Origin of the sequence: Planomicrobium sp. CPCC 101079 (assembly GCF_007859275.1) — a bacterium.
GTDB lineage: Bacteria > Bacillota > Bacilli > Bacillales_A > Planococcaceae > Planococcus.
Genome location: NZ_VOHC01000030.1, coordinates 175096 through 188575, shown reverse-complemented (window position 1 = coordinate 188575; position 13480 = coordinate 175096). Strand labels below are relative to the sequence as shown.

The following is a 13480-nucleotide window of genomic DNA, read 5'->3' as shown; positions in this document are numbered from 1 at the left end:
GCCGCGCTTGTTTCTCCGAAAGCAGTTTTGCTAGGGAAGCGAGAATTTAGTTGAATTAACAACATCAGCGAAGGATGCGCAGCCCGATAAGGAATAAAAAAGAGGATGACCCATTATGTGCTGGGTTATCCTCTTTACGATGAGAAATTTGAGAACGGAAAGTAAACAGGCTGTTTTGGAAAGTATTTTATTCGAAATGGAAAGTATTCACCCCAGAACAGAAAGTATTTTGAAGTTTTCGGATAGTCCATTCAACTGCTTGAAAATTACCAAACCCAATCAGTTCATTTCTTCTGTTTAAAATCCTTGAATACCAGATATTTGATCATAAAAAAGCTGGCTGTAAAAGATGAGAACATCGCAATGCCTTTGGCAAGGTTATAACGGAGCCAGTCAGGGATCCCGAAAAGCTTAAGAATTTCATTAGCTGCCAAAAAGATGCCGGTATTGATCAAAAGGCTAAAGCCGCCTTGCAGGACAAAGCCGATTCGCTGCTTGGCGCTGCCTTCCGCCGCGTGGCGAAAAGTGATGAGGGAATTCCATATATAGCTGTTTGCCACTGCTAATGAATAGGCGATCGTGTTTAAAATCGACAGCATCCATCGTTCGTCAGTAGGAAAGAAGAACAGCAGCAAATTCAGGGAACCGATATCCACAACAGCGTTTGCAATTCCAATGATGCTGAATTGCAGGGTCTGAATAGGCGTGCGCCTTTTTTGCTTTTGCTCCATGCGATCCCTCTGTTCTCAAAATCCGGAATTTAATCGTTTACGAAGTTTCCACTGGCTTGGAAGAAACGCTGTTTTTGGCTTCAGCCACTTGCAGGTAGATGTCGCGTATTTGTTCTGCAGCGGCTGCCCAGCCCAGTTCCGATACGTCGATCACAGCTTGTTCCGCAAGTGTTCGGCGCAAGTTTTCATCTTCCAGCTGTAAAATGGTTTCTTGGAAGCTAGCGGGATCTTCCTTGTCGTACAGTAAGCCATTCCTTCCTGAAACCACTTGTTCTTTCGTCGGTCCGCTTTCCGCCGCAATGATTGGCAGGCCGGAAGCCATCGCTTCCATAATCACAAGTCCCAATGTCTCGGTAGTGGAAGGGAAGACGAAAACATCGGAAGAAGCAAAAGCGGAAGCCAGTTCGTCCCCGTGCAGGAAGCCGGTAAAGACGGTGTCTGTTCCATTGAAATGCTTTTCCAGCGAACTGCGGTGAGGGCCGTCTCCAACAATCGCCAGGCAAAATCGGTCAGATCCCAATAATATACTGCGGATTTTCTCGATTTCTTTCTCAGCCGCCAAGCGGCCTACATAGAGCAGAAGAATTTTTTCTTTTTTGCCGCCGGATAATAGATTTCTCATCGCCTCGCTGGAATGGCGGGGATTGAATTTTTCCAAATCCACTCCGCGTTTCCAGAGCTGCATCCGTTCGAAGCCTCTTTCGGTCAGTTCCTGTTGGACGGTATTGGACGTGCAAAGATTGACCGCTGCTTTGTTGTGCATTTTCCGCAAATGCCACCACATTAGTCCGTTGAACATCCCCAGCTTGTAATACGTCATATACTGGGGGATGTTCGTATGATAGGAAGCGACCAACGGGATATCCAATTTTTTGGCGTAGTTGACCCCGGAATAGCCGACAACCGCCGGGTTGACGACATGGATTACATCAGGGTCGAAGTCTTTGATGTATTTTTTGACGATTTTATTCGGGAAGGCAAATTTTTTGGAACGGTAAAAAAAGAATGCGTAGGCGGGGACGCCTTTCACTTCCGCACCGTCAAATTCATAGACCCCGAGGTCCGGCGCCACAATCTGCACTTCATGGCCGTCTTTGTGCAGCCAGCGGATACAGGCGGTCAGCCTGGTCACAACCCCATCCGTCGAGGGCAGGAACGTTTCGGTGATGATCATAATTTTCATGAAAGCGACCTCCCGTTATTTCCACTTCACATTCGGAAGAACATTTTCTTTGATGACCCGGTCTTTGTGTAGAAGGACTGTTTTTAAAATGTTGCGGATTACATCATCTGTCAGCAGTTGCGGCTGCAGCCCCAAATCCAATAAATTCGTATTGACTGCTTCAAAGAAATGTTCTTCTTTTTCAATGCGGGGGTTTTCCAGATTGGAGATTTTTGTATCCAATCCTTCTTCTTGAGCGACTTTCAAAACCATCTTTGCCAAATCCAAAACCGAAAAGAGCTCTGTGAACTGGTTGAAGACACGGAACTCGCCAGGATCTGCTGGATTTTCAGCGGCGATTTCAATGCAGCGCACAGTATCCTGGATATGCAGGAAACCCCGGGTCTGGCCGCCTTTTCCGTAAACGGTCAAATCATGGCCAATGGCGGATTGGATGATAAAGCGGTTCAAGGCCGTGCCGAATACGCCATCGTAGTCGAGGCGGTTCGCAAGAACAGGATCCATATCGGTTTCATCGGTAGACAAACCATAAACCACACCTTGATTTAAATCGGTTGCGCGTATACCCCACATCCGGCAGGCAAACATGATGTTATGGCTGTCATGGACTTTCGATAAATGGTAATAGGATCCGGGCTGTTTAGGGAAGGGGAGGCGGTCTTTGCGGCCTTTGTGCTCAACTTCCAGGTATCCTTCCTCAATCGGGATATTCGGCGTTCCGTATTCGCCCATCGTGCCGAGTTTGATAAGGTGGCAGTCGGGCACGATTTCTTTGATGGCGTAAAGCACATTCAATGTGCCGACCACATTGTTGACTTGGGTATAGACAGCATGTTCCCGGTCGATCATGGAATAAGGGGCTGAGCGCTGTTCTGCAAAATGGACGAATGCTTCCGGCATTTCCTGTTCCATGACCAGCTTCAGGAAATCGAAATGCTGCAAGTCTCCCATATAGATACGAATCTCTTTTCCTGTCAGCTCTTTCCACTTGGCTGTACGCTCGGCTAGGCTTGCAATCGGCGTGATGGAATTGGATCGGAGTTCTTCGTCTATCTTCCTTCTCACCATACTATCGATGATGGCTACATCATGCCCTTGTTTCGATAGGTACAAGGCGGTAGGCCATCCGCAAAATCCATCTCCTCCAGCAACAATAATTCTCAAAATGATCTCCTCCTATTGGTTGATAACATATACATGGCTATCTCCTTATTCCTAGACCAAATAAACAGGGCGCATTTTACATTACAAACAAAAACGACTAACAATTTAAGGAACAATTTGCTAGTCGTTGTTGTTGTTTGCATTCTTGGATTTTAGCGATAGAAATCGGAACCCGCTGCTTGGAAAAAATTTTAAATTACAAAGCCGAAATAACAGATCAGGGAGTCCGGTTATTGTTTCTGTTCGTTAGTTTATTGTTTTCATCTGGGGTGTGCGCCTGGTCTTGCAACGATTGGTTTCTTTGTGCTTGCGGATCGGAATGTTGTTTTTCCGACGTTTCCTTGTTTTTTTCTTCAACGAGTTCGTTCATTTTTTCAATGTTTGTTTCTTGTGTAGATGATTCGTGCTGGCTCATAAAATACCCCTCTCTTAGCAGTTTTTCTTTATATTCCCGGAAGGAATAGAGATAAACGCTAGAAGGGCAAGGTGATAACAGCAAAAAGCCGTCTAGTGCAGTTTAACAAATACCCATAGAGGGGATTTAAAAGCGGCGTGCTGTTAAGCAGCTGTGTTATTGCTTATAATCATATCAACTAGGCATAAGTAATACTTACTTGCAGGTATATGAATCAAGCTGTAATTACAATGGTAGAAAAATTACAATATTGCTTAGATCCATTTCAAAGCAAATTAAAAGAGATGAGGGTTAGCGTGTGGAGAATATCCTTCTAATAGCAGTGGTTTTGGTGATTTTGATAGGCGCTCTTTTTATTTACCTTAGAGGAAGAAACGCAGCATCTTCCGATGGCGAAAAGGCATCGATTCAAGAAAATGAAGCAGAAACTGAAGAACCTGATCCAGATATAGAAGAAACTCCTATAGAAGAAGATCCTTATGAACAATTCGTGCCCCGCGTTTCAGAAGTTCCAAATGAAGACACAGTAAAAGAACAATATAGAAAAATTGAAATTCCGGCAATTTTAAAGATGGATCTTCTGCGTACTCTTGAAGCGGGGGCAAGGGTCATCCAAGACCGTAAAACATACAAGGTGGAGTTTAGTCCTGAAGTTGTAAAAGGGTTAAAGGATAAGAGCATGAATCTTATCGGAAAAGCAGACGGCAAAGGGTATCTCCCGGCGGTTAAAAAAGAAGGCGTAAAAGGGATTTACGCACAAGCGACATTGGTGAAGAAAATCGATCCGAAACTGGTGGCGCACGCGAGTTTCAATCTGCTGACAGCTGTGGTCGGGCAGCAGCAATTGATTGAAATCCAGAGTTCGTTGAAAAAGATCGAAGGAAAATTAGATGTGTTATTGCAAAACCGGGACAATGACTTTGCTGGAAAAATCGAAGCAAGGTTCAGTTATTTCCGGGAAGTCATTGGGCGCTTCAGAAGCAACGGCATCATGCTTGGCGGCGTGGAAGATCAAAAAGTGGAAGATCTCTACACGGCCACTCTTGAGGATTTGAAGGTTCTGAATAAGGATCTTAATGGAATAGGCGAAAGCATTGACCGATTGAAGGAACATGAAGTTGTCCGCAAATGGGGCGAAGCTGCAATCATAAAGGATTATAAGAGACTGATTGAGACATTCAACAATAAACAAGAACTGGTGTTGTTGAACATAAAATTCATTGAAGAATGTTATGAGCCTTATCTGACCGCAGTAAGGAATTACCAGGAAGAAAATTCGAGATCCCAAGCTTTAGATGAAGTGATTGCTGAAAACAATAAAATTATTGGTGTGATTGAAAGCAAAGTGAATAATATCGAAGAAAACTATAAAGTGAAATTGCACTTTGGCGTAAAAGCGTTGAAATACAGAAATCTTGAGGCGTTGAAAGAAGTCGCTCCCTTGAAAATAAGCCAACAAAAAATATCATCCCAAGAAGTTCCTTCTGAGCTGTTGTTTGAAATTACGGATGAAGAAAAAGTCTATGCGTATGTGCCCAAATAGATGTAAGTTGGAAATACCATAAAGGCAGAGACCGCTCATCCGGTCTCTGCCTTTTAAAACTGTCATTTTTTCAATTCAACCTTCACATCGCCATTGATGTAATTCGGGTAGGCGAACAATTCAACTTTCACCGGATTTGCGTAGCCGTTGTCCTCAAAGCCGATATCAATGGTTTGTACGCCATCATATCCATCTGATATTCCCGAATGCTGCAGATCCATGAGGGCGCCATTGGCATCCGTGATTTTCTTGTCGATTCCATATATGTGTTCCGGTTTTTGTTCCACTTCCATGGTCATTTCAAATCCAGTCCGGCTTGCCTTGGTCAGCTTCAACCGGCCGTCTTTCGGGCTATGAAGCAATTTCTCCTTATCGGTATCCACTAAAAAATAAGCGTCTTCCAGATCGACCGCCTGCATTTTATTGATGCGCAGGTACAGCTCTTCGGGTTTCTCGAAGTAATTGCTTTGAAGGAAATAAGTCAGCTCGCCGTCGTCGATATCGCCATGGGCCGAAATTCCGTTTGAGATAGAGCTCCAGATTTCGCCGTTTTCATCCTCCAGGCGCATATCCTCGAACTGAAGGATTTTTTTTGTGTTAGCCGGATCGAATGCAATCTTCACTCCGACACGCAGCGGGTGGATTGTCACGTTTTCAATGGTGAACTTCTGTCCTTCCACTTCCACTTCTTCGTTCATCTCATAAGTGACGCTGGATTTCACATTCTCGGGCACTGCGAATGGCACGGAAAAGTCGACTTCTTTGCCGTCTAATTTCGTTTTCAGATCAAGTGTGAATGCTAAATCTTCAAACCTCACCGGTTCTTCAAACGTAAAGCCCAGGATATCTCGATAGATTTTCGGTGAATCTTCCTGGGAAATCGGATGATTGAATGAAATGCTGGAAGGCGGAACTTCTTGCTGATTCTCCAGAACAGGCGCGAGGATGGTGATGTCGTCCATGTCCACCGTCGATTCAATGGTATAGAAAATATTCATTCCCGACTCGTCCAGAATGACGCCGTCCACTGTTAATGTCGCATTCCCGATGGTTTGCGATTCGCCGATTGGCTGGTAATAGTCGTTTTCAAATACCGCGCTCAAGCCCTTGTCGTTTTGGATCAGCTCGACGAATTTCTCCAGTCCGGGAATCGACGCGACTGCGTTAGCAAAAGCGGGGGACACACGGATTGTCGTCACTAACGTAAGAATGAGGAGTGCAGCTGCAGCCAGGCTCCAAAGCATCCGTTTGCGATTGGCACGGATTTGCTTTTTTTCGCGCTTTGCCCGCTCGAGTCCCTGCATGATGGCGTCGTCTGCAGCATCTAAAGACAGAGGGATCTGTTCCAAGTGGCCTTTGAAATTATTCAATTTCTGTTCCTCTTTCTCATACATGGTCAATCTCTCCTTTGCCTTCAAAATGGCTGCGAAGCCGCCGCAAGGTTTTGTGCAGCCGGGATTTCACGGTGCCTTCCGGAATCTTCTCGATGGCCGCGATGTCTTTGATCTTGACGTCCTGAAAATATTTCATGTAAATCAATTGCTGCTCGGTAGGGGACAGCGTGCTCAAAGCTTCCTGCAATTCAAGCTGCGCCAAATCGTCTGAGACGGAAGAATCGGCAGCTTGTCCATTTCTGATATGCCGTTTATCTTTTTTTATCTGGTCCTGGCAATAATTGATCATGATGCGGATCAGCCAGGTTTTTGCGTAGGAAGGCTCTTTCAAAGTATGTATTTTCTTGAACGCCCGGTAAGTCGTTTCCTGCAGGGCTTCGAGCGCCTCGTGTTCGTTTTTCAGGAAAGCCAAAGCCGTCCGCAGCAACGCTTCTTTATGTAGTTGCATCAAAGCGACAAATGCTTCTTCGTCGCCTTGTACCGCTTTTCGGGCGACTTCGATTTCGTCCACAGCCAACACCTCATTTCTCTCTTGTTATACATTAGACACAGCAGCGCCGAAAAAGTTCATGGGACATGAAAATATTTATTGCAATAAAAACACCACCTTGAAATCAACAAATTTCGAAGGTGGCGTCCGCATTTAATAACATAGGAAATGTAATCAGCCGCAAGTAGGCCCAACAAAAATGGATTTCTGGTTGCGGCTTGCAACTTGTTTTAATGCCTTGATTCAAAATGCTCCAGATCCGCCGCCCCCGCCGCCGACTCCTGCACCGGAACCGGCCGTGCCGCCGCTTGCGCTGGCTGTAGTGGTCGAACCGGCAGACACAAAGATGGCTGTCAGGAATATCGGGTTCATGACAAAGCTTGAGTCGTCAGCTGCCGCTTGAACGGAAGTGAAGGCTGCTGCTTTCCGCTCGGCGGTTTTAGGGTCGCTGCCGAGCAGGTAGGCATAGGCGCGCTGCTTTTCATCCAGCGTCAGCCGGTCCCATTGCTCCGCGGGCAAATTTTGCATGGCCGCTTTCAGGTTGCGCCAGTTAAAGCGGATTTCATGTCCTTCAAGCGTAAGGGGCGAATAGCTGATGGCGACACCAAACGCGAGCATTGCCAGCGCGATGGCAGCAGCCATCCATGGAAACAGTTCGTAGATGCCGGTATAGATCGCGAGTCCGATGAACACGGCACTCAGGATGCCGGCAACCCCGCGCAGATCCGTGTGCTTCTCGTAGTAGTCTTTTTCTTTCACTTCAAGGCTGACGCCTTTGTTCCATTCGGCGATGGCGTCGTTATACTCCGCGTGATTAAGTTCGTTTTTCGTGAATTCTTCCACTTGCTGGAGCGTGAATTCCTGGCCGTCGCCGATGCGGTCGAATAACAGCTGGATCAAAGTGGCTTCATGAGCATGATCGGTTTTTCGGTGGATCAGCTCAAAATGATCTCCCGTGAGCTGCCGGATATTGCCTTTTCGCATAAGCTCCATGATGGCTGCCGATATGGCGTTCGGAGACAGGAACACCGAGTTCGTGAAATAAAGCAGCGCCGGAATGCTCATCGACTCTTTCGGTACAAAAAATTCATACGGGGTCTTGCGGACTTGCCGTTTCCGCTGGGAAGCGCGCAGCCATAATGCTAGAGCCCCGGCCAGCAGCAAAACGCCGCCAATCGCAATGGCTGGAATCCCGACGTTCTTTGCGGTTTGCTGATTCTTGGCGAAAGCCGCCGCTTCGTTTTCCAGGTTCACGCGGTCTTTGGCAAGATCGTCACGGACCGTGCCGGCGAGCTGTGCGGCATCCGGGAACAGATCAGGTTCAAAAATCGCCCGCACATTGGCGTTTTCACCGTCCGGCACGTAGCCCAAACTGAATACCGCAGCACCGTCGTCTGTGACGTGCTCTGTGCCGAAGGCTTCCTCGTAGCCGAGGGTTTCCGTATTTTCAGCCGGAGCGGGCGGCGTGACGGTAATCGTCATGTCGCCATATTCGCTTTCGTTGCTTTCGTCAAAGAACGCCCAATAAAACTGTGCGCCGTCTTCAAATTTTTCGACTGCGTCGGTAATAGCGTAGCTCAGCTCGATTTCAATCGTGTCGCCGTCGTCGCCCGCGCGATAAATCTGGTAAACGCCATCTTCGATTTCCACTTTTAACGGCTTGCCGTTTTCCGCAGCCGAGAAATTGTCAATCGCTGTTCCTTTTTTTGCAATCAGACTTCGGGTAATGCCGTTAAAATCATCATCAAATTCGTACGTAAATTGTTCCGTGACCTCCGCTGTGCCGTCCGTGTTCAACTGCACATCAATCCGGACTTCCGAAATGTCAAAGTCGATCGCATATACTTGAGCGGGAATCAGTCCTACCAAAATAAACGCCAGTACATATGGAATGATTTTTCTTTTCATGATCCATCACCTCTTATACTGCAATACGGCTGGATATCAAAAAAGTTTCATTGTGGGAAAGTGAAGGCGACTTCGTGCGGACTATTGAGAACTGGAAAGACCAAGAACAGCGATCAGCAATTGAGTAGCTAAACCAGCAGCCGATTTGCGGTTTTAGCAAATGCTTTCTAAATTTAATTTAAATCTGAACGAACTCCCAAATTAAACCAATTAAATGTTAGAATAAATACACAATTAGGTTTAGGGGTGTTTAGATGGAGGCGGAAAACGACAAGGTTTTATCAATTAAAAATTTAAAGATGAGATATGGCAGAAAAGATGTATTGAACGGAATCGACCTCGAAGTCACTAAAGGGCAGATCATCGGTTATATAGGGCCGAATGGAGCGGGGAAGAGTACGACCGTAAAAATCATGCTGGGGCTGGTTGATGATTACCAGGGAGAAGTGGTGGTTTTCGGACAGGATATTTCTTCCGGCGATCCGTCTTATAAAAAGAAAATCGGTTATGTGCCGGAAAATGCGGAAGCTTACGACAACCTGACGGCGATGGAATATTTGGTGTTTACCGGAGAACTTTACGGCATGGATCGCGATGCTGCGCAGACAAAAGCGGAACTGCTGCTGCAGCAATTCGATTTGCTGGAAGTCCGCCATTCCCGGCTTTCTTCCTTTTCTAAAGGCATGAAGCAAAAAGTGATGATCATCGCCAGCTTGCTTCATGATCCGGATTTGTTGTTTTGGGACGAGCCGCTCAGCGGATTGGACGCCAACAGCATGATGGTCATCCAGGAAATACTGGCGCAACTGGCAGCGCAGGGGAAAACGATTTTTTATTCGTCGCATATCATGGACCTGGTGGAAAAAATCAGCAACCGCATTGTTCTTTTGGTGAAAGGGGAAGTGGTGGCGGACGGAACATTTGAAGAACTGAAGGAAATGAGCAAGGAAGGTTCGCTGTCCGGGATTTTCAACCAATTGACCGGCTTTACGGAACACCGCAGCAAGGCCCGGGATTTCGTGTCGATCGTACAGGGAGACAAAGCGGATGCGTGAATTTCAATCATTGAAGTTTCTATCCATATTTAAAGGATTGTTCACCATACTCGGTGTGGACTATGCGGCAATGGAAAAAATCCTGCAAATCAAATTGACGATGGACGAACGGCGTGTGCCGACGATTTTCCAAGATGCCGGCAAAAAGAAAGAAGGCAACCAGTTCCTGAAATCTCTTTGGATATACGGACTGTACAGTTTGATATTAGTCCCGTTTTTGCTGATTGGCGAAAACTATATTTTTCAACTGAGCCTTGTTTTTGGAATCGTTCTTTTTATCCTGATGACTTCCATGATTTCCGATTTTTCAGCTGTCCTGCTGGATGTCCGGGACAAGAACATTCTCCAGACAAAGCCGATCAGCAGAAAAACCATTGCCGCGGCAAAAATTGTCCATATCATGATTTATATGGCTTTTGTGGCTGGGTCTTTCACGGCGATTCCTTTCTTTGTGGGATTGTATAAACACGGCTTCCTTTTTTCCTTGATTTTTCTGATTGAACTTCTGCTGACGGTTTTGTTGGTTGTCGTCCTTACGTCCTTATTGTATTTGGTTATCTTGCGGTTCTTTGACGGGGAAAAGCTGAAAGACATCATCAATTACGTGCAAATCCTGCTGTCTGTCGGAGTGGTGGTGGGGTATCAGGTATTGATCCGGTCTTTTGAATTCGCCAACGTGGAGACGGTGTACGTTTTCAGCTGGTGGCATCTCCTGATTCCGCCCCTCTGGTACGGAGCACCTTTTGAAGTCTTCCTGAACGGCGATTTTTCCAGCCACTTTATGGCTTTTACCGCACTGGCCGCATTGGTGCCGATCCTTGCCATTTATTGCTATGCAAAATTGATGCCGTCATTTGAGCGGAATCTTGAAAAGCTATTGAGCGATACCAAAACCCGCAGGCAAAAAAGAAGTTGGCTGGATGAAATCGGGGCACTGCTCTTTTGCCGCTCCAAGGAAGAACGGACATTCTTCCGATTTGCTGCAACTATGATGAAAAAAGAACGGGAATTCAAGCTGAAGGTTTTTCCGGCTCTCGGGATAGCTATTTTCTTCCCGTTGCTCTTTGTCTTTAGCTATCCGGCGGAAGGAGGGCTGGAAGAGATTTCTAAGAGCAGTATGTTTTTATTTATCTACTTCTGCAATTTCATGATTCCGAGCCTTGTTTACATGCTGAAGTTTTCAGAAGGCTATAAGGGCAGCTGGCTTTTCAAAGCGGCATCGATCGAGCGGGCCTCACATGCCCACAGCGGTGCGTTAAAAGCCTTTTTCGCAAAATTGTACTTCCCGGTTTTCATTGCAGTGTCCTTTGTTTTCGTCTGGATTTTCACAGCGAGAATTGTTCCGGATCTGGCTGCTGTATTTCTTGGCGCTCTTTTGCAAACCTTGATTGCGCACAAAGTGGTCAATGAAGGCGATTTTCCATTTTCTGCGTCGTTTGAGTTTGCCCAGGATACAGGAACCGCGAAGATGCTGCTTCTTTCGCTCCTGACGGGTGTCTTTATCGGGGTTCATTTCATCGCGGCTTCCTATACTTACGGCATTTACATATATATCGCTCTTTTGTTGGCAGCTTTATGGATTGGCTGGCAAAAAGTTTTTCCGGAAAATAAAAAACTAGGGAAGGAAAATTCGAATCTCGCATTGAATCGGACGGATTAAAAAAGTGTGTATCAGAGAATGAAGCAATCCATAGCGTTACTAGGTTGAGCAACCAGGTCCCGGAAGAGTGGAAGAAACCAACATTCTGCAAAGGCGGGTTACTCGGGGGATTGGAAGCTATGCCGTATAACGAGGAGTAAATGGAGGCGGGTATTCGAAGGGCCAATGGAGAGGACGAGTTCAGAAAAGGTGTCCGGGTAAGCAATGCTCCATTTGGTTTATCGCATCGCTGCACAAAAAAGGGGGACAGAAAATGAAAGCTATGGTTTGCACCAAGTATGGACCGCCGGAAGTTCTGGAGCTTCAACAGCTCGACAAGCCCGTGCCGAAAGCCGCTGAAATTCTGATAAAAGTTCACGCATCCACTGTAACAGCGGGGGACTGTGAGATACGGAGCTTTAAATTTCCGGTGTTGCTGCGGCTTCCGCTGCGTCTGTTTTTCGGTGTACGGAAACCGAGAGCGAACGTACTGGGGCAGGAATTTTCCGGAGAAGTTGAGGCTGTGGGAACTGGGCAGACGCTATTCAAGAAAGGGGACCGTGTATATGGTGCAACTGGCTTGAAGCTTGGTGCTTATGCAGACTATCTCTGTCTTCCTGGCAGCTATGCCATCGCCCGCATGCCGGAAGGGCTCAGTTTCGAGGAAGCCGCCACCATTCCGACAGGCGGAATGAACGCCTTGTTTTTTCTGCGGAAAGCCAGAATCCAAGCCGGCCAAAAAGTGCTGGTCATCGGTGCCGGGGGAAGCATCGGCACGGTGGCTGTTCAGCTTGCGAAAAATTCAGGCGCTGAAGTGACGGCCATCGACAGCGAAGAAAAGCTGGACATGCTCGTATCCATTGGTGCGGACAACGTAATTGATTACCGGAAAGAAGATTTTACGGCAAATGGCGAAACTTATGATGTGATTTTCGATGTTGCGGGAAAAAGCCCTTTTGCGAAAACCGTCAACTGCTTGAAGCCTAAAGGCATCTACCTGATGGGCAATCCGAGCCTTGCCCAAATGTTCCGGCGGCTTTTGCCGACGAAGAAAGGCGACCGAAAAATCATAGCGGGAGCGGCCGGTTATAAAGCCGAAGATTTGCGCTATCTGAACAAACTGTTGGCAGACGGCAAGATCAAGCCGGTCGTTGATCAAATATTCCCGCTGGAACAGCTGCGCCAAGCGCATCATTATGTAGAAAGCGGAGCGAAAAAGGGGAATGTTGTCATTTCCAACAAATGATACATGATAAAAAATTAGCCGCCATTTCAAAAAGAAATGGTGGCTAATTGGCTCAGTTAATTTCGGAAGCAATTCGATGACGTGAAACATTCTTGAATATTCCTTTAAAAAATCAATCCAGTATAATCGCTTTTCCCTGTTCACGCAAAGCCTGTATAGAAGCAAGCATACGACCAATCTCTTCATCAGAATGCCGCTGCCAGGAACCCAATTCAGCGACGATTTTCAGCGGGGATTTGGAGCGGTACGAGCGCGTCGGATTTCCGGGAAACCGTTTGTCGGTCAAGTTCGGGTCGTTCTCGAACTCGCCGAGCGGTTCGACAAGATAAATCCGTTCTTTGGCATCAGAGACTGCCAATTCAGCGCCCCATTTCGCAGCTTCCAATGTAGCCGTGAAGTAGATGTGACTTAATCTTTTCTCTTGGTAATTGGATGGGTTTTGCGGTTCCAATAAGTCGCCAAGCTTTAACTGGGCTTTCGTTCCGTGAAGGAAAGGGCCGGGATCCAAGACATCTTTAGGGTCATTCATATGAATCAGCCTCCTGTGTGATTAATATGGTATAAAACAGTATAGGGCAGGAATTTGGGAAAAAGTAGTCTATAAATAATTTTTTATTAGCGGTATAATGGAAGTAGAGAAGGATAACGGACAACTTATCTACTATATACATTTATTTTTTCATAACCAAAGCCTGATTCCTCGATATTCATC

At 46.5% G+C, this 13480-nt stretch carries 12 protein-coding genes; 4 read left to right on the top strand and 8 right to left on the bottom strand.

The genetic code is table 11. The features are described from left to right. Positions 1-284 precede the first annotated feature (284 nt). The 4 genes from FQV28_RS15980 to FQV28_RS15965 form a co-directional block, all read right to left on the bottom strand. Complete coding sequence (locus tag FQV28_RS15980; RefSeq protein WP_146497507.1) at positions 285-731, bottom strand: GtrA family protein; 447 nt, start codon at positions 729-731, stop codon at positions 285-287. Positions 732-768: 37 nt separating this feature from the next. Next, complete coding sequence (locus FQV28_RS15975) at positions 769-1914, bottom strand: glycosyltransferase family 4 protein (protein WP_146497506.1); 1146 nt, start codon at positions 1912-1914, stop codon at positions 769-771. Between the two features lie 15 nt (positions 1915-1929). Beyond that, positions 1930-3078, bottom strand: a complete 1149-nt coding sequence (locus tag FQV28_RS15970) for an NAD-dependent epimerase/dehydratase family protein (protein ID WP_146497505.1) — start codon at positions 3076-3078, stop codon at positions 1930-1932. A gap of 217 nt (positions 3079-3295) precedes the next feature. Beyond that, positions 3296-3493: a hypothetical protein gene (locus FQV28_RS15965; protein WP_146497504.1), complete on the bottom strand. Its 198-nt coding sequence runs from the start codon at positions 3491-3493 to the stop codon at positions 3296-3298. Between the two features lie 298 nt (positions 3494-3791). Between FQV28_RS15965 and FQV28_RS15960 the strand changes: the two genes are divergently transcribed. Then, on the top strand, positions 3792-5036 hold the full coding sequence (locus FQV28_RS15960; RefSeq protein ID WP_146497503.1) for a DUF1572 domain-containing protein: 1245 nt from the start codon (positions 3792-3794) through the stop codon (positions 5034-5036). A 62-nt stretch (positions 5037-5098) separates the two neighbouring features. Here the strand turns inward: FQV28_RS15960 and FQV28_RS15955 are convergent, their stop codons facing one another. The 3 genes from FQV28_RS15955 to FQV28_RS15945 all read right to left on the bottom strand — a co-directional run bounded on the left by FQV28_RS15955 (position 5099) and on the right by FQV28_RS15945 (position 8828). Further along, on the bottom strand, positions 5099-6430 hold the full coding sequence (locus FQV28_RS15955) for a DUF4179 domain-containing protein (protein ID WP_146497502.1): 1332 nt from the start codon (positions 6428-6430) through the stop codon (positions 5099-5101). Then, a complete protein-coding gene (locus FQV28_RS15950; RefSeq protein WP_146497501.1) occupies positions 6423-6941 on the bottom strand; it encodes a sigma-70 family RNA polymerase sigma factor in 519 nt (172 codons plus the stop codon). Before FQV28_RS15950 ends, FQV28_RS15955 begins: the two co-directional genes overlap by 8 nt. A 222-nt stretch (positions 6942-7163) precedes the next feature. Further along, positions 7164-8828: a DUF2207 domain-containing protein gene (locus FQV28_RS15945; protein WP_146497500.1), complete on the bottom strand. Its 1665-nt coding sequence runs from the start codon at positions 8826-8828 to the stop codon at positions 7164-7166. 254 nt (positions 8829-9082) lie between these two features. Between FQV28_RS15945 and FQV28_RS15940 the strand changes: the two genes are divergently transcribed. From FQV28_RS15940 to FQV28_RS15930, 3 genes are all read left to right on the top strand, one after another. After that, on the top strand, positions 9083-9883 hold the full coding sequence (locus FQV28_RS15940; protein WP_146497499.1) for an ABC transporter ATP-binding protein: 801 nt from the start codon (positions 9083-9085) through the stop codon (positions 9881-9883). Beyond that, positions 9876-11543: a hypothetical protein gene (locus tag FQV28_RS15935; protein ID WP_146497498.1), complete on the top strand. Its 1668-nt coding sequence runs from the start codon at positions 9876-9878 to the stop codon at positions 11541-11543. The genes FQV28_RS15940 and FQV28_RS15935 overlap by 8 nt, the downstream gene beginning before the upstream one ends. A 253-nt stretch (positions 11544-11796) precedes the next feature. Next, positions 11797-12768, top strand: coding sequence for an NAD(P)-dependent alcohol dehydrogenase (locus FQV28_RS15930; protein ID WP_146497497.1), 972 nt, complete (start codon positions 11797-11799; stop codon positions 12766-12768). A gap of 112 nt (positions 12769-12880) precedes the next feature. Here the strand turns inward: FQV28_RS15930 and arr are convergent, their stop codons facing one another. Further along, positions 12881-13297, bottom strand: a complete 417-nt coding sequence (gene arr, locus FQV28_RS15925; protein ID WP_146497496.1) for an NAD(+)--rifampin ADP-ribosyltransferase — start codon at positions 13295-13297, stop codon at positions 12881-12883. Between the last annotated feature and the right edge of the window lie 183 nt (positions 13298-13480).